Origin of the sequence: Nguyenibacter sp. L1, assembly GCF_035199985.1 — a bacterium.
GTDB lineage: Bacteria > Pseudomonadota > Alphaproteobacteria > Acetobacterales > Acetobacteraceae > Gluconacetobacter > Gluconacetobacter vanlangensis.
This window is the reverse complement of record NZ_CP127015.1, coordinates 1,405,256-1,423,919: the sequence shown is the minus strand read 5'-3', so window position 1 is coordinate 1,423,919 and position 18,664 is coordinate 1,405,256. Positions and strand designations below refer to the sequence as shown.

Sequence of the window (18,664 nt, the reverse complement as noted above, 5' to 3'; positions counted from 1 at the left end):
CGTCAGTCAGTCCTCGGGCCCTCGGGCCCCACGGCGCGGCTCATCAGCCGCGCCGCCGGGTCATAGCTGCGCAGGATCGCCGCCGCCCGGGGCCTGTCCAGGGCGGTGAAGCCCGCCCGGTGCCAATAGGCGCCGGCGCTCCCGGTGGCGACCAGCACGATCCGCGACAGGCCGGCCTTTCGCGCCCGCGCCGCCAGCATCGCCAGCGCGGCGGCCGGCGCGTTCCGGCCACGGGCATGCGGCAGCAGGGCGATATCGTGCAGGTACCAGCAATCGGGCCGCGCCGGCAACGCGCCCAGCGCGACATTCAGCGCGGGCGGCGCGTCGTCCCGCCAGGGATGGCTCAGCACATAGCCGTCCGGCCCGCCGGCCCCCTCCAGCACCAGGCAACCCGCCGGGCACAGCGCCAGCCGCTCGCCGAACACCGCCGCGTCCTCCGGGTAATCCGGATGGACGCGCGCGGCGATCGCGATCACGGCGGACAGATCGGCGGCCCGCATGCCGCGCCAGGCGGCGGGCGCCGTCACGGATGATGGGGCCGTCACGGCCACAAGAGGGGGCGTCATGCGCAAAATTGCTCTCGACAGGCGGCGGAACACTCCAGCATAGCATGGCGGCCCCCGGCCCAGGCCGCAACTTATGGGCCGCGGGGTGGCGAAGGCGGAGGTGCGATGACGGGGATGCGTCTGACGCTGCGGATCGACACGCGGGACCGGCCCCTGCTGGGCCACGGCAAGATCCGCCTGCTCGAGGCGATCGGCGAGACGGGGTCGATCTCGGCGGCCGCCCGGGCCATGGGCATGTCCTATCGCCGCGCCTGGCTGCTGGTGGAATCGCTCAACGGCGCATTCGCCGAACCGGTGGTCGCCGCCCGCCCCGGCGGCGGCGGCGGGGCCGCCCTGTCGCCGGCGGGGCAGGAGGTCGTGCGCCTGTACCGCGAGATCGAGCGCACCGCGCACGCCGCCGCCGCCACGGCGCTGGACGCGCTGGCGGCTCGGCTCGGCACGCCGGATGCCGCAAAAACGCCATAGGACGCAGGCAGACGGTCGCGATGGCCCGATGGCCCGATTGTTCGGGCGCCGCGAACAGGGCTGATGCTACAATAACGACAATAAAACATGACGAACGGGCCCGCGTGACGCGCGCCCCGGGGAGCCAGGATGTTAAGACGCGATCTCGTTAAGACAGGTGCCGGCCTGTCCCTTCTGTCCCTGCTGGGCAATGTCGCCCCTGTCGGGGATGCCGCCGCCGCCGATGTCCCGGCCGGACCCGCGCCGACCGGCCCGTTCGACGGCGGCACGGTGCGGCAGATCGCCCAGTCCCTGTCGCGCCGCCCGTACCGCGCGCCCGACCAGGCCCTGCCGGCGGCGATCGACAAGCTGAATTTCGACCAGTACCGCGCGATCGCCTACCGGCCCGACCAGGCGCTGTGGCACGGCCAGAACCTGGCCTTCGACGTCGAATTCTTCCCGCGCGGCTTCCTGTACCGCCCGCGGATCGAGATCTATGAGGTCGTGGACGGCAAGGCGGCGCCGGTGCCCTATAATCCCGACCTGTTCAGCTACGGCGACCCCGCCCTGCGCGTGACCGACGATCTGGGCTTCGCCGGGCTGCGCCTGCGCTATGCCATCAACACGCCGGGCGTGATGGAGGAATTCTGCGTCTTCCTCGGCGCATCCTATTTCCGCGCGGTGGCCAAGGGGCAGAATTACGGCCTGTCGGCGCGCGGCTTCGCCGACGGCACCGGCAACCCGAAGGGCGAGGAATTCGCCCTGTTCCGCGCCTTCTGGCTGGAACGGCCGCAGCCGGGCGTCGATGCCGTGGTGGTGCATGCGCTGCTGGACAGCCCCTCGGTGGCCGGGGCGTTCAGCTTCACCATCCGCCCCGGCGAGATGACGACCTTCGACGTGCAATCCTCCCTCTATCCCCGCGCGGCGATCGCCGAACCCGGGATCGCGCCGCTGACGGGCATGTTCTATTTCGACGCCAACGACCGCAACCATGTCGATGACTGGCGCCCCGCCGCGCATGACAGCGAGGCCCTGTCGATCTGGACCGGCAGCGGCCAGCAATTATGGCGGCCGCTGCGCAACCCGCAGGACCTGCAATTCTCGGCCTTCTCGGACGATTCGCTGCGCGGCTTCGGGCTGATGCAACGCAAGCGCGCCTTCGCCGATTTCGAGGACCTGGCCCTGAATTACGAAAAACGGCCCTCGCTGTGGATCGAACCGGTGGGCGACTGGGGCGCCGGCGCGGTCGACCTGGTCGAAATCCCCACGCCGAACGAGGTCAACGACAATATCGTCTCGTTCTGGCGCCCCAAGGGCGGCCTGACGGCCGGGCGGGAATACACCTTCACCTATCGCATGTATTGGGGATGGGACTCGCCCTGGCCGACCAGGCTGGCCCGCGTGGCCGCGACCCGGGTCGGCGCGGTGACCGACGACAAGACCGCCCGCTTCTTCGACATCGATTTCGACGGGGCGCCGTTCGCCAACCTGCCGCCGGACGCCAAGTTCCATCTCGTCCCCAGCAGCTCGGCCGGCACGATCCGCAACGTGGTGGTCGAACCGAACCCGAATATCCACGGCTGGCGCACCACCTTCGAATTCGTGCCGGGCGACGCCAGGATCGCCGAACTCAGTTGCGTCCTGGCCAATGACGCCGGACCGGTCTCCGAACAATGGACCTATCGATGGACGCCCTAGACACCGCTCAACACCCCGGGCCGAACCCTGGGCCGGGGGCCGCGCCCAAGGGCCTTCCGGACGGGTTCCCCGCCCTGCCGGACGAATCCCCCCTGCGGATGGACGTCCAGTCGCTGTCCGCCTGGCCCGACCGGCACGGCCGGCCGCGCATGCCGGTGACCGCGCCGCGCTTCATCGCCCTGCGCCGGCTCGCGGTCATCGGCTCGGCCAGCCTGCTGACGGGCTACGGCGCGTACGAGATGAACCTGGTGCTGAACGCGACGGGCTTCTCGGTGCTGGGCGCGGTGCTGCTGGCGCTGTTCGTTCTGCTGTTCCAGTGGATCGCACTGGCCTTCACCTCGTCGGTCGGCGGGTTCGTCTCGCTGCTGCGGCGCGGCGGGCTGGGGCTGGGGATCGCGCGCGACGGCGACCTGCCGACGCTATCGACGCGCACCGCCCTGCTGATGCCGACCTACAACGAATCGCCGGGCCGGGTGATGGCCGGGCTGCGGGCGATGCATGACAGCCTCGCGGCCACCGGACGGCTGGACGCATTCGACATCTTCATCCTGTCGGACACCACCAACCCCGATATCTGGGTCGCCGAAGAGGCCGCGTTCCTCGCCTTCCGCGCCGAGACGGCCCACGCCGAGACGGCCAGAACCGGGGGCGGGGCTGGGCGCGTCTATTACCGCCGCCGGCCGGTCAACACCGAACGCAAGGCGGGCAATATCGCCGAATGGGTGCGCCGCTTCGGCGGCGCCTATCCGCAGATGGTCACGCTCGATGCCGACAGCCTGATGGATGGCGGCACCCTGGTGCGCATCACTGCGGCGATGGAGCGCCATCCCCAGGTGGGGCTGATCCAGACCCTGCCCGAGATCGTCAACGGCACCACCCTGTTCGCGCGCATGCAGCAATTCGCCGGCCGGGTCTACGGGCCGCTGATCGCCCACGGCATCGCCTGGTGGCACGGGTCCGAAGGCAATTACTGGGGCCATAACGCGGTGATCCGCACCCGGGCCTTCGCCGAGCAGGCCGGCCTGCCGCATCTGCCGGGGCGCAAGCCCTTCGGCGGCCATATCCTCAGCCACGATTTCGTCGAGGCCGCGCTGATGCGCCGCGGCGGCTGGGCGATCCACATGGTCCCGGGCCTGGCCGGCTCGTACGAGGAAAGTCCCCCCTCGCTGACCGACATCGCCATCCGCGACCGGCGCTGGTGCCAGGGCAACCTGCAGCACGCCAAGGTGCTGCGCACGCGCGGCCTGCACTGGGTCAGCCGGCTGCACATGATGATGGGCATCGGCTCCTACGTCACCTCGCCGATGTGGCTGGTCTTCCTGCTGGTCGGCATCCTGATCGCCCTGCAGACCCGCTTCCAGAAGCCCGAATATTTCGGCAACACGAAATCCCTGTATCCGAACTGGCCGCAGGTCGATCCCGAACAGGCGAAATACGTGTTCATCGGCACCATGGCCATCCTGCTGGCGCCCAAGCTGATGGCCTATGTCGCGCTGCTGTTCGACCGCCCGGCCCGGCAGGGATGCGGCGGCGCGCTGCGCGCCGGCCTGTCGGTGCTGGTCGAGACGGTCATCGGCGGGCTGGTGGCGCCGATCGCCATGCTGATCCAGACCTCGGGCGTGCTGTCGATCCTGATGGGCCAGGATTCCGGCTGGAACGCCCAGCGGCGCGACGATGGCGGCGTGCCGCTGGGCGATATCGCGCGGGCCTACTGGCGCTATATGCTGTTCGGGCTGATCCTGGGCGGCTGCGCGTGGAGCGTCTCGATCCCGCTGTTCCTGTGGATGACCCCGGTGCTGCTGGGACTGGCCTTCGCCATTCCGCTGGCGGCGGTGACGGGCGACCGCGCCGCCGGCCAGGCGCTGCGCCGCGCCGGCCTGCTGCTGATCCCCGAGGAAACGGCGCCGCCGGACATCCTGCGCCGCGCCGCCCGCGCGGTCGCGGACCTGGCGGACAGCCCGGAAACCGACGCCGTGCACCGGCTGCTGGCCGACCCGGCGCTGATGGCCGCGCACCGAGCCATGCTGCCCCCGCCCCGCCGCCCGGGCGATCCGATCGACGCCAATCTGCTGGTCGGACTGGTCAAGGTGACGGAAAGCGCCGGCCCGGACGCCGCCGCTGCCGCGCTCAACCGCGCCGAGAAGGCCGCCGTGCTGGCCAGCGCCGACGGGCTGGACCGGCTGGAACGGATCGCCGCCCGGTAATCGCGGCATCTAATCGCGGCATCTAATCGCGGCCTCCCGCGTCCGGACGGCTTCAGTACGGCCTCAGTTCCGTCCGGCGCGGCCGCCATGCAGTATCCGGCAGGCCTGGACCAGTTTCGGCGGCGCGGCGGAATCCGCCTTGTCGCAGATCGCGGCGGCGTCCGGGGCACAGGACTGGCCGGCGGTCTCGAAATCGGATTCCAGCACGTCGCGCGCAACCTCGACATCCTGGTCCTTGTTGCGCGATTCCTCGGCCGCCAGCGTGTCCTGGGTCTTGTGCAGGTCCTGCAGCGCACCCAGGCAATCCTGGCTGGCGGCATTGGGATTGGTCTGCAACACGGCCAGGATCTTCTGCAACTGCGTGTTGGCGGTGGTCGGGCCGCCGTCATCCTGCGCCGGCGCGGCCCCGGGGGTGGCGGCGACGATGGCGGCGACGGCGCCGCTAAGGACATAGCCGAGGATCGGGGCGACAACGCGGCCCGGGCGGAAAGACGTCACGATGTTCGGCACTCTCTGGACATTCCAATGGCGCGAAGCCCCCGGGTCCGCTTCGGACGATGCGGAGACGATCCCGGCGACTCCCCGGGGGGCGCCTGCCGCTCGGGCCGCGGCGCCACGGGATCGTGCCGGACTATGGCAGCAAGCGGCGGAACGGGAAAGCCACCCGGGGAAAAGCCACCCAAGGAAAAGCTACCCGGGGAAAGCCACCCAAGGAAAAGCTACCCGGGGAAAGCCACCCACGGAAACCGGCACCTATGGGCTTGGCACCTGGTCGCAAGGCCGCGTATCCACACGTTATGCCCGTCCATACCGGACGCCCGTTCAGGAAGACGCCCCGCCATGCTGCTCCGTTCCGCGCCGCCCGGCCTGCCCAAGCTGCCCAATCCGCGCGGCATGAAGATCGGCGTGCTGGTCGCCCTGGGCGTGGTCTATGTCGTGCTGTTCGTGACGCTCTCCCGCCACCCCAGGCCCCACGGCCCGGTCTACGCCGCCATCCCGGTCGCCGTGGTCAAGACCGCGCGGCAGGTACCGCCCCCGCCGCCTCTGACCGTGCAACTGCATGATCCGGCCCCCGTCACGGTGCCCCCGCCGGCGCTGCACCTGCGCTGAACGCCCCGGCCCCGCCCGGCGCATTATGACGGCGCGATGAAGTTTGCCCGCGCCGGATGGCAAGCCGGCGCGGGCTTTGCGATAGTCCCCGCGTTTTCGCACGACCGGCACGTCGGGGCTCCGGGCGGCCGACGCAGGAGACCCCATGGATCATCCGACCCGCCGCTTCCTTCTCGGCTCCGCCGCCGCCCTGTCCGCGTCCGCGCTGTGTCCCCCCGCATTCTGGCCGCGTCCGGCGGCGGCGCGGGCGCTGACGCATAATTTCGTCGTCATCGGCGATTGGGGGCGGCAGGGCCATTACCAGCAGCGCGCGCTGGGCGCGCGCATGGGCCAGGTCGCGGCGGATTTCGGCTCGCTCTATACCGTCTCGCTGGGCGACAATTTCTATGATGACGGCGTCACCTCGGTCGACGACCCGAACTGGGACCTGTCCTTCGAATCGATCTACCGCGCACCCAGCCTGCGGACGCCGTGGCGGGTGATCCTCGGCAATCACGATTATCGCGGCAATGTCGCCGCCCAGTTGGAATATGGCCGGGCGCGCGACAGCCGCTGGTCGCTGCCGGCGCGCTATTACACGCGCATCGAGCATCTGCCGGACGGCAGCCCGGCGGAATTCTTCTTCATCGACACCTCGCCCTTCATCAGCACGTATCGCGGAACCAAGGTCGATATCGCCGGCCAGGACACGGCGCGGCAGGTGGCGTGGCTGGACCGCGAACTGGGCCGCTCACGCGCGGTATGGAAGATCGTGATCGGCCACCATCCGATTCATACCGCCGAGGGCCGGTTCGACGAACCCGACCTGATCGCCGCAATCCTGCCGGTGCTCAAGCGCCACGGCGTGACGATCTACGTCAACGGCCATATCCATAACCTGCAATATATTGAACGGGACGGCATCCATTTCATCAATAACGGCGCCGGCTCCCGCGTCGATCCGGTGGGCGCGCCGCAGCCGGGCGGCTTCACCGCGCCCGACCAGCACGGGTTCATGACCGTGTCGCTCGACCGCGACCGCTTCGATTTTTCCTTCATCAACCTCGACGGCCGGCGGATCTTCGGCCGCACCGTGCCCCGCCTGGCCTGACTCCTCGCAAGGCCAGGCAAGGCCAGGCGAGGGCGCTGCCCTCGACCCGCAAGAGGGCGCGGCCCCCTTGACCCCAATTCGTTGATAAATAAGCGGGTTGGCGGGGGGCCTATTCCGGCAACTGGCACACATCCACCCAGGTGGCGCCGGTCAGCTCCGCCAGGCGCAGCGGCGGCAGCCGCACCGAACTGTTGATCGCGCCCGCGGCGGGGATCACCTCGTCGAACGCGCGCAGCGACTGGTCGCAATAGACGGGCAGGCTTTCCTTCAGCCCGAACGGACAGACGCCGCCGACCGGATGGCCGGTCAGTTCCTCGACCTCGGCACGGTCCAGCATGCGGGGCTTCTGGCCGAAGGCCGCCTTGCTCTTGCGGTTGTCCAGCCGCGCCGTGCCGGCCGCCACCACCAGCACCACCTGCTCGCCCAGCCGCAGCGAGATCGTCTTGGCGATCTGCTCGGGCGTGGTGCCGTGCGCGGCGGCGGCCTCGGCGACGGTGGCGGTCGATTCGGCCATTTCGATGATCGCCAGGTCCGGCGCATGTTCGGCCAGGAAGAGACGGACGGATTCCAGGCTCATGCGGCCGGCTCCGGGTGGGACACCGTATGTGAATGGACAAGGGTCATGGCGCGCTCCTTCGCCGCCCATCATGGCGCGACCCGGCGCAACGCGTCGAGAGGGCACGATTCCGCCACGGCCCCGACCCATTGCGGCCATCCCGCCATGGTCCGGTGGACCATCGACAACAGCTAGAAAGCCCGCCCCGATGTTCGCGCGCACCGCCCTGCTGACCCTCTCCCTGGCCCTCTCCGGCGCGGCCCTGACCCCGCTGGCCGCCCACGCCTCCGACGCTCCTAGGATCTCCGATTATCGAAGCTCCGATTACCGAACCCCGGATCGTCATCCCGCGTACGACCATCCCGCGGATCGCCCCGCGGATCGCCGTGCCGACGCCGCCTGCACGCCCGGCGGTGTCCCGGGCTGGGACGTGGCCGGCCGGCTGGCCCGGCGCGAGACCTGCCTGACCGGCCGCGCCCGGGCCTATCGCGACGGAATAGGGCAGGACGCGCGGCAACGCATCCAGGCCGGCCGCGACCGTATCGACGCGGCGCGCACCCTGCCGGAACGGCAGGCGGACCGGCTGCGCAATGAAGGCGCCGCCGAACAGGACCGGCTGAACGCGCTGGGCCGGCAAGGCCGCACCGATGCGGCCGGAATGATGACCGGCGGGCTGTAAGACCAGCCCCCGGAAAGCAACCCGCGCAGGGCAAGGCGAGGGCGCTGCCCTCGACCCGCAAGGGGGCGCGGCCCCCTTGACCCCAATCTGTTGATAAACAAATGGTTTCCAAAGGCACCGCCTTTGGTGGGGTTCGGGGCAAAGCCCCGAAAGTAGTCTAGCCCCGCGCGGGCGCGCGCTTGCGCGACGACGGGCTGGTGCGGGCCGGGGCCCGGCCGGTCCGGGCGCCCCCCGGGCCCTGGGAGAAGCCGCCCTTGCCGCCCGGCTTGCGCGGCGCGCCACGACCGCGCTCGCCCGGCGCCGCCCGGCCGCGCGGGCCACCGGCGGGGGCGCCGGCCGGGGTGATCCGCACCTCGTCCGAATCGGTGGCGGCCACGCAGGCGCCGAACCGCTCGGCCGAAGACGCCGAGATTTCGAACAGCGTATGGTCGTCGGCGATGCGGATCGCGCCGATATCGGTCTTGCGCACCCCGCCCAGGCGGCAGATCAGCGGCACCAGCCATTTCGGATCGGCCTTGTCCTGGCGGCCGACGCTCATCGAAAACCAGGCCCCGGCACCCTGCATGGCGTGCTCCTCGCGCGCCGGGCGCTCCGTGCGCCGGGCGTAATCGCCCTCGCGCGGCGCGCGCGGGGCCTCGACGCGCAGCGGGCGGATATCCTCGGGGTCGGGCAGGTGGGCGCGATAGGCCTGCAGCAGCGCGCTGGCCAGTTGTTCGGCGCTGCGTCCCTCGACCAGGCGGGCGACCAGGTCCTCGTCGCCCGGGGCGGTGCTCTCGGTCAGGATCGGGTCGTTCAGCAGCCGTTCGGCATCCTGGGCGCGGATCGCGTCGGCGGTCGGCACCGCAATCCATTCGGCGCTCAGCTTCGCCGTGGCCAGCAGCCGCTCGGCGCGGCGGCGCATCGACACCGGCACCACCAGGGCGCACACGCCCTTGCGCCCGGCGCGGCCGGTCCGGCCCGAGCGATGCAGCAGCGTGGCGCTGTCGGTCGGCAGGCTGGCATGGATCACCAGCCCCAGGGCCGGAATGTCGATGCCGCGGGCCGCCACGTCGGTGGCCACGCACACGCGGGCCTGCCCGGTGCGCAGGCTCTCGATCGCGCGCGTGCGCTCGTTCTGCCCCAGCTCGCCCGACAGCGCGACCGAGGAAAAGCCCCGCTCCAGCAGCGCGCCCTGCATGTGGCGGACCAGTTCGCGCGTGGCGCAGAACACCATCGCGGTCTTGCTGTCGGTAAAGCGCAGGATGTTGACCACCGCCGGGATGATCTCGCGCGCATCGGTCAGCACGGCGCGATAGGTGATGTCGGCATGCTGCCGCGCCCCCGACAGCGTGTCGATGCGCAGCGCATCGCGCTGATAGCGGCGCGCCAGGGCCGCGATCTCCTTGGCGATGGTGGCCGAGAACAGCAGCGTGCGCCGCGTATCGGGCATCGCGTCCAGCAACTGTTCCAGCTCCTCGCGAAAGCCCAGGTCCAGCATCTCGTCGGCTTCGTCCAGCACGACGACGCGCAGGTCGGACAGGACCAGCCGGCCGCGCGACTGGTGGTCGCACAGCCGCCCCGGCGTGCCCACCACGATATGGGCGCCGATCTCCAGCGCCCGGGCCTCGCGCCGCGCATCCATGCCGCCGATGCATGACACGATGCGCGCGCCGGCCGGGCCGTACAGCCAGGCCAGTTCGCGCTGCACCTGCATGGCCAGCTCGCGGGTCGGCGCGATGATCACCGCCAGCGGCGCCCCGGCGGGGCCGAAACGCTCGGCGCCGCCCAGCAGCGTGTCGGCCATCGCCAGGCCGAAGGCAACGGTCTTGCCCGATCCGGTCTGCGCCGACACCAGCAGGTCCCGCCCGTCCGCCGCGACGTCCAGGACGGCCTTCTGGACCGGGGTCGGCTCGGCATAGCCGCGCGCATCGAGCGCGCGCTGAAGAGCGGGATGGGTTTCGGGAAACGGCATGGGTCGGTCAATCCGGACAGAAAGGGCGCGGCCGACGGGCCGCGGGACAAGCAGGTGCGCAAAGCGGGAGAAAGGCGGTGCATAAAGAACCCCCGCCCAAAAGGCCAGCAATAAAGCAGCCCCACCCCACGGCACAAAAATTCAAGGCCCGCCCGGAAACGGGCGCCGGCGACGAAAACCGCGCGTTGCACCGCCGCCAGCGCGCATTCCCGAATGGGCTCTCTCTCAGGGTACCAGCACCGCCGCACCTTCGAACCGCCCCGCGCGCAAATCGGCCAGCGCCCGGTTGGCGTCGCGCAGCGCATAGCGGGTGGTCCGGGTCCGGATCTGCATCCCGGGCGCCCGCGACAGGAAATCGATCCCGTCCTGCCGCGTCAGGTTGGCGACCGACAGCACCTGCCGTTCCTCCCACAGCAGCGCATAGGGAAAGCCGGGGATGTCGCTCATATGGATGCCGGCGCAGACCACGCGGCCGCCCTTGCGCACCGCGGCCAGCGCGGCGGGGACCAGCGCGCCGTCGGGGGCGAAGATGATGGCGGCATCCAGGGCCTCGGGCGGCGCCTGGTCCGAGCCGCCGGCCCAGCGCGCGCCCAGTTCCCGGGCGAAATCCTGGGTCGCGCTATCGCCCGGCCGGGTAAAGCCGTACACAGTGCGGCCCTGGCCGATGGCGACCTGCGCGATGATGTGCGCGGCCGCGCCGAACCCGTACAGCCCCAGCGCCCGCGCATCGTCCCCCGCCATGGCCAGCGCGCGCCAGCCGATCAGCCCGGCGCACAGCAGCGGCGCCAGCGCGACGTCGTCGCCCGCCTCGCCCAGCGGAAAGGCATAGCGCGCATCGGCGATCGCTGCGGTGGCATAGCCGCCGTCACGCGTATAGCCGGTGAACAGCGGACGATCGCACAGATTTTCCCGCGCCGCGCGGCAATAGGGGCAGGTGCCGCAGGTATGGCCCAGCCACGGAATCCCGACCCGTTGGCCCAGCCGCAGGTCCTCCACGCCCGCGCCCAGCGCGTCGATCCGGCCGACGATCTCATGCCCCGGGATCAGCGGATGGCCGGGGAAGGGCAGGTCGCCGTCGACGACATGCAGGTCGGTCCGGCAGACGCCGCAGGCACTGACCGTCACCCGGATTTCGCCGGGGCCGGGCAGGCGGTCGGGCAGGTCCACCCATTCCAGCGCGGTCCGGGGGGCATTCAGGCGCATGGCATGCATCGCGGGCACTCCGTTCGGCAGGCCGGTCCCGGCCATCCCATCTGGTCCGTTCCATCCGGACCATTCCATCCAACCCATTCCATCCGGCAACGCCGTCCTCTGCCATGATCTGGATCAGAATCGCCGGTCATGACCGGATTGTGACGGGCGGCGGCGATGCGCGTCGTTAAGACTGCCTCGGCACGCGGCCGGCAGGCGCGCGTGCCCCGCGCATGCAAACGACAAGAAGACGCAAGAGAGTGCTCCAAATGGCCAAGATCAAGGTCAAGGAACCGGTCGTCGAACTCGACGGCGACGAAATGACGCGGATCATCTGGCGTTTCATCAAGGACAGGCTGATCCTGCCTTATCTGGAGATCACGCTGAAATATTACGATCTGGGGATCGAAAACCGCGACGCGACCGACGATGGGGTGACGGTCGCGGCCGCCGAGGCGATCCGGCGATACCGGGTCGGCGTCAAATGCGCGACGATCACGCCGGACGAGGCCCGGATGGCCGAATTCGGGCTGAAGCAGATGTGGCGCTCGCCCAACGGCACGATCCGCAACATCCTGGACGGCACGATCTTCCGCGAACCCATCGTCTGTTCCAACGTGCCCCGCCTGGTGCCGCACTGGACGCAGCCCATCGTGATCGGCCGCCACGCTTATGGCGACATCTATCGCGCGGCCGAGACGCGGATCCCCGGCCCCGGCACGGTCACGCTGACCTATCGCCCCGCTGACGGCGGCGCGCCGGTCGACATGGCGGTGCATAATTTCCAGGGGCCCGGCGTGGCGCTGGGCATGCATAACACAAGGGCATCGGTCGAAGGCTTCGCCCGCGCGTCGCTGACCTATGGCCGAGACCGCGGGCTCCCGGTCTATCTGTCGACCAAGAACACGATCCTGAAAACCTATGACGGGATGTTCAAGGACGTGTTCCAGCAGGTGTTCGACACCGAGTTCAAGGCGGATTTCGACCGGCTGGGCCTGACCTACGAACACCGGCTGATCGACGACATGGTGGCCTCGGCCCTGAAATGGAGCGGCGGCTATGTCTGGGCCTGCAAGAATTACGACGGCGACGTCGAAAGCGACATTGTGGCCCAGGGCTTCGGCAGCCTGGGGCTGATGACCTCGGTCCTGCTCAACCCCGCCGGCGACGTGGTCGAGGCCGAGGCCGCGCACGGCACCGTCACCCGCCATTACCGCGAACACCAGAAGGGACGGCCGACCAGCACCAACCCGATCGCCTCGATCTTCGCCTGGACGCGCGGCCTGGCCTATCGCGGCCGCTTCGACAACACGCCCGAGGTAACGCGCTTCGCCGAAACCCTCGAACGCGTCTGCATCGAAACGGTCGAGGCCGGACAGATGACCAAGGACCTCGCCCTGCTGGTCGGACCCGATACAAAATGGCTGACCACCCAGGACTTCCTGGCCGCACTGGACACCAACCTGCGCAAGGCCCTGGCCGCGCCGGCCTGATCTGGGCCGATGCCGCCTCATTAATGCCTGAATTCGTGCTATGTATTATTATTATTTTTGAATTTAATCGGGAAGCATAAGCCGTGTTCCATGAACCAACACCGCCCATCCTCTTTTAAACATGAGATATCCAACAAAGTCATCGTCGCTTGGTGGATCAAATTCTGGCATATGGGGTACCTTGGAAGAAAAATCTCTAAATATCCGTTGGGCCACTACTTTTGGGGAGTCGCAGGAAAAGACGGGAGTGTTCTTTTCCGTGTCAAATTCGATGATTATATTATTTGATATGGAAAATTCAAAAAAATCCAAAAGCTCCTTTACGGATGCTGCGCTGTTGACGTTTTTTGTCACTCCGGGATTTAGATCAGACCAGATTACATAGGCGTTAGCACCGTTTATGTATTCGATAACTTTTAAGAATTTTTCAGGCATCACAATTCTCCATTTTAAACTTCGAGTTTGAACTCTTTTGTCCCATTTGACGGTCTATCAGGAAGAACGATGGTCAATCTGAAAGGCCAATGATCAGGACGTGCATGAACGACAGTCGATCCGATCAGGAACCCCGTCCACTCGCCCAACCGCAAGTGACCCGCCGTCAGAATCACGGCCTTGAACATCAAAGCGAAGTCATAGGGCGGCCGCCGCCCATGCTCCCGCCAGGGCGCCGCCTGGCCTGTATCAGAGATGGCTGGAATAATTCGAAATCCACAATCGAACTCGGCCGCGCCAGCGCATCCGTCTTCGCCGAGAGTTCTTTCAATCGTTCGTCCATGTCGTTATCGGGAATTTCATTCCGGAAACATAAGACGCGTTCCACGAATCAATACTGCCCATCCTCTCTTGAACATAAGGTATGTAAGAAAATCGTCATTGTTGATGGGGTTCATAGCTGGCAGGTTAGGATTTTTGAGATGAATGTCACTGAATATTCGTTCTGCTACGATTTTCGGTGGATCCCCCGAAAAAATTGGCACATTTTCTACGGCATCGTATTCAATAATAACATTTTTCGATATGGCAAATTCGAAAAATTCTATAAGATTTTTTTTGGCACATTCAGTTTCTATGTTTTTCGTTGCTTCAAGGTTTAGATCTCTCCAAATTGAGTAGGCATTTCCGCCATTTATATATTCTAATGCCTCGGAAAATTTGCCTGACATATCGATTTGTCCAATTGGAATTCAAATTTTATTCGCTTGCATCTGCAGAGTTCCGTGAAATTGGCCAAGAATCTGCATTAATCCGCTTTTTGAGTTGAGTTATCGCAAATCGAATCCTCCGGAAAATCCTGTTCCGTTCAGGAAAAATCGTATTGTTATTCCTCTGGGAAAATAAGCCTTGTCCCATGAAGTAACACAGCCCATCCTCTCTTGAACATGAGATAAGCAACAAAATCGTCGTTGCTCAATGGATCTTGGGCTGGAATATTGGGAACTTTTGCGGTAAAGTCACTAAACATGCGTTGCGCTACTGTTTTTGGTTCGTCTCCAGAAAAAATAGGAATGTTGCGTTCAATATCGTATTCAATAATAACATTTTTTGATATGGCAAATTCAAAAAAATCAATGAGTTCTACCATGGAATCCATGCTATTCACGTGTGTTGTGATACCTGGATTTAGGTCTTTCCAAATTGAATGCGCGTCAGATCCGCTTACATATTCTAATTCGTTTAAAAATTTTTCAGACATTATGTTCATTCCTTTTTTAAAATTCGAATTTTATCTCTCGTATTCAATTTGATAGCTTGCTTGGTAGTTTTATAATCCAATTCTCCCGGCAGTTTCTACTGTTGAAATCGGCGCCTGTGGTTCACATTCATGGTCTATGACCCCCAATCACAATTCCGACGCCAGACCCGTAGGGGGGCTAATCGGGGATACAAAGGGTCGTTCTCTCATTCAGAACCGCCCATCCGTCGAACTTCGTGTACATATATTCCAAAAATGCTCGCTCGCGGTCCCCGCCATGATCCGGCAATTTATTCAGGGGAAAGTCCACGAAAATCCGGTCGAAGACAACGTCCGGCTCATCGCCAGAGAAAATTGCCCGCTGGTTCTTCAGATCGTACTCAATGATTCTATTATGAAAAATAGCGTATTCAAAGAATTTTTTGAATTTTGCAAATTTTTCTCGAATAGTCATCGATTTTGTGTCGTCATCGGATAATCCCAATGCCCACCAGATGCCGATGGCGTTCTGTGTATTCAGTCTCATCATAAATTCGTCGAAGTTGTTTTCATAATCAAACATGATGCTTCTCCGTCTTAGAGCCCTTTTTGGAAATGCTACCCAAGGTGATGTGGATCATGGCTTCTGCGACGTCGATCCGCTGTTCGTAGCCCTTTACAAGGCGACGCCAACGGATCATCCAGCCAAATGTCCGTTCAACCCCCCATCGACACGCGAGAACTTCGAACCCTTTTGCCGTGCCTGACCGCCGGATGATCTCCCATTCCTCATCGGTCAGGTCAGACGGATAGCGTTTCGTCTTGCGCGTGATCCCAGCCATCCGGCCTCGCTGCTCTGACGTCCACATTCGTAGCTTGAATCACGCCCCGCACCTCTTGAAAACCCGTCATATCGAATTTCCAAAAGGGCATTCAACGCACCGATTTTTTGGGAGAAAGACGATTTCTTGTGTGGTTTCTGAAAATATATGTCCTAAGCGAAAAACACCAAAGGCATGAGAATAGGCATATCGGCAAATTGTAAACCAATGAAGCCCCAAGTCGGCTTTTGAAAGGACTGCCCTCTGGTATGTCACTTTCAGGTCCTTGGCCATGCTGTATCTGATAAAATAACCACAAAAACTGCAAAAATGGACCTAAAAAGCAGACGAAAAATGATATATATCTATTCTTTATAAATGCAGAGACTGAGGAAAATATTGTTGTGGGTAGGCCTATGACAAAAAACAACCATAAATCAAATCCAATAATGTTGTGATATGATAATAAATCCCACTGTCTTGCCCCAACGATAGGATATGGTCCATATTTGGATACCAATGAAAGTAAAATTGCCGGGTATAAAACATAAATTATGAATAATACGATGATGGAGATCGTCATTTATAATTCCGGAATCGTAATCATTTGCGTCTTCCAGCGAGAGTTGACTATGTTACATTGCACGGCGCTCATCGGACTGGCAAGCATCAAAGTTGTGCTCTGTTACAGTCTTTCTTTGCGATAATGAAAGATGCAGTAAGCACTCACCTAACATGTCTATCCAATGCGGTGAAAACGGCTCAGGGCGTTCGCTCGCGCCAGTTGGCACAATGTGCGTCCATCGGGAGGATAATATACTTTGTTGGAGATAGGAACGAAATCGGTGATGCTTCGTGTCACGATCGTCATACCATGGGCCAAGGCTGTGGCGGCGATGAACGCAGCACGTTCGGGGGCCCGGGTCGGGCATAGGAAGAGGCGTGCAGCACCGCATTACGGCCGTATCGACCGGCAGGATTCGATCCGCGAATTCAGGCAGAATGCGCTGATCCATCCAGCGGCAGAGCCCCCTTGATCGAGGCCGCGCCGTTCAATCCGTAGAACGCCGAACGCGTTCTTCACGATGGTCACGGCCGAAAGACAGAGCATCGTGGCATCTATATTGGACAGCCAGGCAACGACATCGGCATCAGCCATGCCGTCGCTCACCTTGCGCAGTTCGGAAACCGAGAGCACCCGAACCGCTCGGACCGGACGGCAGGCTTCGCCGAACCGCTCGGACCGGACGGCAGGCTTCGCCGAACCGCCCGGAACGCCAGAGTTCAAGCCGGCGGAACGAAGATCCTCTCCGGGAACGCCCTTTCGACCGCGTCAAGAAAAGCACGGACCTTGGCGCCGACAAGGCGGCGCGCGCTCTGAAGCGCCCAGATCTCGACCGACGGGCCGGCATGCGTCCCCCAACAGGCAAGCCGGCCCGAAGCGATATCGTCCGCGACCAGAAGCCTCGGCAGCACCGCCGCGCCTGCGCCCGCCAGCACGGCATCGCGCACCATCAGCAGCGACGAGAGCCGCATGACCGGCTCCGGCTCCAGGACGATCTCCGTTTCCGTTCCGGCGCGCATGCGCCAAACGATATCGGGCGCCGCCGTGCCCAGCAGGACGGCCTTCACGGCACGCGCCCCGCCATCGTCCATCGGGGCGGGCCGCGCCATGTCGGTCGGCGCCACGATCAGGCGTTCGTCATTCAGGAACCGACGACCGACAAGGCGCTCGTCCGGCGCGGGATCGACCCGGATCACCAGGTCATAGCCATCTTCGACCGGATCGACCTTGCGGTCCTCGGCGACGATCTCAAGCTGGACCTCGGGATAGGCACGCGCAAAACGGGCGCCGATCCGGGGAAGGGCGACATGGGCGAAGACCACCGGCGCGCTGACCCGCAACCTGCCCCGCGGCGTCGATGCCCCCAGGATGACGGCCTCGCCGGCTTCCGCGATCTCCGACAGCGGCCCTTCCGTGCGCGCATGGAGCGCACGCCCCTCGTCGGTCAGGCGCAGGCTGTGGGCGCCGCGCTCGATCAGCCTGACTCCCAGGCTCTGTTCCAGTTCGGCGACCCGGCGCGACAGCGTCGCCTTCGGCCGGCCGGTCACGCGGCTGGCGCGCCCGAATCCGCCATGGGCAGCGACCAGGTTGAAGGCGGACAAGGCGTCGAGATTCATCACGCTGTTCCGATAATGAGACAGGCAATCTCAAAAATGCCATCTCCCCTCCGGTAATGGAACGAATATCTGTTTCCCCGAGACGCACAACCGCTCGCAACCTCTCGAGGAGTTTTCAAAATGGCTATCTTGGTAACCGGCAGCACAGGGACCATCGGGTCCCAGGTCCTGGCCCATCTGCAGGGCCGCAATGTCGATGTCCGCGCCCTGACCCGCTCGCTCGAAACGGCGCGATTGCCCGCCGGCGCAATCCCGGTCCGCGGCGATCTCGGCGACGTGGAGTCGCTGCGCGCGGCGCTCCAGGGCATCAGCACGCTGTTCCTGCTGGTTCCGAACGTCGCCGACGAACTGACCCAGGCCATGCTGGCGCTGACAGTGGCCCGGGAGTCCGGCGTCAAGGGCATCGTCTATCTGTCGGTGTTCAAGGGCGCGGCCTATGCCGACGTGCCGCATTTCGCCGGCAAATACACGGTCGAGCGGATGATCGACGCGCTCGACCTTCCCGCCACGATCCTGCGCCCGGCCTATTTCATCCAGAACGATTTTCGCCAGAAGGATCCGCTGCTGACATTCGGCGCCTATGGCGCGCCGATCGGCGCGAAGGGCATCTCGATGGTCGATATCCGCGACATCGGCGAGGCCGCGGCGATCGAACTCGCGCGCCGGGAACATGCCGCCGCGCCGCTCGGCCGCGAGACCTATGAACTGGTCGGTCCGGACAGCCTGACCGGCGAACAGATCGCCGCGATCTGGCGCAAGGCGCTCGGCCGTCCCATCCGCTACGGCGGCGACGATCTCGGCATGATGGAACAGCGCCTCAGAACCATGCTGCCCGCCTGGCACGTGCTCGACCTGCGCCTGATGTTCGCCCGCTACCAGGCCGACGGCGCGGCGGCGACCCCGGACGACGTCGCGCGCCTCACCCGATTGCTCGGCCGTGCGCCGCGCGCCTACACTGGCTTCGCCAGGGACGCCGCCACCCAGTGGGAGAAAGGCTGAACACGC

General features: G+C 64.9%; 20 protein-coding genes and 1 pseudogene. 9 read left to right on the top strand and 12 right to left on the bottom strand.

All coding sequences use genetic code 11. The features are described from left to right. Positions 1-2 precede the first annotated feature (2 nt). Positions 3-566: a GNAT family N-acetyltransferase gene (locus QN315_RS06450; RefSeq protein WP_323992238.1), complete on the bottom strand. Its 564-nt coding sequence runs from the start codon at positions 564-566 to the stop codon at positions 3-5. Positions 567-671: 105 nt separating this feature from the next. On the opposite strand from QN315_RS06450, the gene QN315_RS06445 reads away from it, so the two are divergent. The 3 genes from QN315_RS06445 to mdoH all read left to right on the top strand — a co-directional run bounded on the left by QN315_RS06445 (position 672) and on the right by mdoH (position 4,912). Continuing rightward, complete coding sequence (locus tag QN315_RS06445) at positions 672-1,031, top strand: LysR family transcriptional regulator (protein ID WP_323992237.1); 360 nt, start codon at positions 672-674, stop codon at positions 1,029-1,031. A 129-nt stretch (positions 1,032-1,160) separates the two neighbouring features. Further along, positions 1,161-2,708 carry a glucan biosynthesis protein G gene (locus tag QN315_RS06440; protein ID WP_323992235.1) on the top strand — a complete coding sequence of 516 codons (1,548 nt, stop codon included), beginning with the start codon at positions 1,161-1,163 and terminating at the stop codon, positions 2,706-2,708. Beyond that, positions 2,696-4,912 carry a glucans biosynthesis glucosyltransferase MdoH gene (mdoH, locus tag QN315_RS06435; protein WP_323992233.1) on the top strand — a complete coding sequence of 739 codons (2,217 nt, stop codon included), beginning with the start codon at positions 2,696-2,698 and terminating at the stop codon, positions 4,910-4,912. Before QN315_RS06440 ends, mdoH begins: the two co-directional genes overlap by 13 nt. A gap of 63 nt (positions 4,913-4,975) precedes the next feature. Here mdoH and QN315_RS06430 read toward each other — a convergent pair whose 3' ends face one another. Then, entirely contained in the window at positions 4,976-5,422 is a 447-nt protein-coding gene (locus tag QN315_RS06430) for a hypothetical protein (RefSeq protein ID WP_323992231.1), read from the bottom strand. Between the two features lie 330 nt (positions 5,423-5,752). On the opposite strand from QN315_RS06430, the gene QN315_RS06425 reads away from it, so the two are divergent. Both QN315_RS06425 and QN315_RS06420 read left to right on the top strand, forming a co-directional pair. Continuing rightward, entirely contained in the window at positions 5,753-6,022 is a 270-nt protein-coding gene (locus tag QN315_RS06425; protein WP_176641073.1) for a hypothetical protein, read from the top strand. A gap of 145 nt (positions 6,023-6,167) precedes the next feature. Continuing rightward, positions 6,168-7,112, top strand: coding sequence for a tartrate-resistant acid phosphatase type 5 family protein (locus QN315_RS06420; RefSeq protein WP_323992229.1), 945 nt, complete (start codon positions 6,168-6,170; stop codon positions 7,110-7,112). A 109-nt stretch (positions 7,113-7,221) separates the two neighbouring features. Here QN315_RS06420 and QN315_RS06415 read toward each other — a convergent pair whose 3' ends face one another. Further along, the gene (locus tag QN315_RS06415) at positions 7,222-7,689 is read right to left on the bottom strand and encodes a YbaK/EbsC family protein (protein ID WP_323992227.1); all 468 of its coding nucleotides are present in this window, start codon (positions 7,687-7,689) and stop codon (positions 7,222-7,224) included. Between the two features lie 45 nt (positions 7,690-7,734). Between QN315_RS06415 and QN315_RS06410 the strand changes: the two genes are divergently transcribed. Both QN315_RS06410 and QN315_RS06405 read left to right on the top strand, forming a co-directional pair. Further along, positions 7,735-7,863, top strand: coding sequence for a hypothetical protein (locus QN315_RS06410; protein ID WP_323992225.1), 129 nt, complete (start codon positions 7,735-7,737; stop codon positions 7,861-7,863). A gap of 13 nt (positions 7,864-7,876) precedes the next feature. Further along, positions 7,877-8,347 carry a hypothetical protein gene (locus QN315_RS06405; RefSeq protein ID WP_323992223.1) on the top strand — a complete coding sequence of 157 codons (471 nt, stop codon included), beginning with the start codon at positions 7,877-7,879 and terminating at the stop codon, positions 8,345-8,347. 157 nt (positions 8,348-8,504) lie between these two features. On the opposite strand, the gene QN315_RS06400 is transcribed toward QN315_RS06405, so the two are convergent. Continuing rightward, positions 8,505-10,298 carry a DEAD/DEAH box helicase gene (locus QN315_RS06400; protein WP_323992220.1) on the bottom strand — a complete coding sequence of 598 codons (1,794 nt, stop codon included), beginning with the start codon at positions 10,296-10,298 and terminating at the stop codon, positions 8,505-8,507. Positions 10,299-10,523: 225 nt separating this feature from the next. Beyond that, the gene (locus QN315_RS06395) at positions 10,524-11,510 is read right to left on the bottom strand and encodes a zinc-dependent alcohol dehydrogenase family protein (protein ID WP_323993289.1); all 987 of its coding nucleotides are present in this window, start codon (positions 11,508-11,510) and stop codon (positions 10,524-10,526) included. 248 nt (positions 11,511-11,758) lie between these two features. Between QN315_RS06395 and QN315_RS06390 the strand changes: the two genes are divergently transcribed. Next, positions 11,759-12,982 carry an NADP-dependent isocitrate dehydrogenase gene (locus QN315_RS06390; protein ID WP_323992218.1) on the top strand — a complete coding sequence of 408 codons (1,224 nt, stop codon included), beginning with the start codon at positions 11,759-11,761 and terminating at the stop codon, positions 12,980-12,982. Positions 12,983-13,045: 63 nt separating this feature from the next. Here QN315_RS06390 and QN315_RS06385 read toward each other — a convergent pair whose 3' ends face one another. From QN315_RS06385 to QN315_RS06355, 7 genes and pseudogenes are all read right to left on the bottom strand, one after another. Further along, positions 13,046-13,417: a hypothetical protein gene (locus tag QN315_RS06385; protein WP_323992216.1), complete on the bottom strand. Its 372-nt coding sequence runs from the start codon at positions 13,415-13,417 to the stop codon at positions 13,046-13,048. A gap of 359 nt (positions 13,418-13,776) precedes the next feature. After that, a complete protein-coding gene (locus tag QN315_RS06380) occupies positions 13,777-14,148 on the bottom strand; it encodes a hypothetical protein (protein ID WP_323992214.1) in 372 nt (123 codons plus the stop codon). Between the two features lie 155 nt (positions 14,149-14,303). After that, positions 14,304-14,678, bottom strand: coding sequence for a hypothetical protein (locus tag QN315_RS06375; RefSeq protein ID WP_323992212.1), 375 nt, complete (start codon positions 14,676-14,678; stop codon positions 14,304-14,306). A 178-nt stretch (positions 14,679-14,856) separates the two neighbouring features. Next, on the bottom strand, positions 14,857-15,240 hold the full coding sequence (locus QN315_RS06370; protein WP_323992210.1) for a hypothetical protein: 384 nt from the start codon (positions 15,238-15,240) through the stop codon (positions 14,857-14,859). Beyond that, positions 15,233-15,439, bottom strand: a pseudogene (locus QN315_RS06365) (transposase); the annotation flags it as partial. The gene QN315_RS06370 and the pseudogene QN315_RS06365, both read right to left, overlap by 8 nt. A gap of 994 nt (positions 15,440-16,433) precedes the next feature. Further along, positions 16,434-16,637, bottom strand: a complete 204-nt coding sequence (locus QN315_RS06360; protein WP_323992208.1) for a hypothetical protein — start codon at positions 16,635-16,637, stop codon at positions 16,434-16,436. A gap of 125 nt (positions 16,638-16,762) precedes the next feature. Next, positions 16,763-17,659 carry a LysR family transcriptional regulator gene (locus tag QN315_RS06355; RefSeq protein ID WP_323992206.1) on the bottom strand — a complete coding sequence of 299 codons (897 nt, stop codon included), beginning with the start codon at positions 17,657-17,659 and terminating at the stop codon, positions 16,763-16,765. Between the two features lie 120 nt (positions 17,660-17,779). On the opposite strand from QN315_RS06355, the gene QN315_RS06350 reads away from it, so the two are divergent. Then, on the top strand, positions 17,780-18,658 hold the full coding sequence (locus QN315_RS06350; RefSeq protein ID WP_323992204.1) for an NmrA/HSCARG family protein: 879 nt from the start codon (positions 17,780-17,782) through the stop codon (positions 18,656-18,658). Positions 18,659-18,664: the final 6 nt, after the last annotated feature.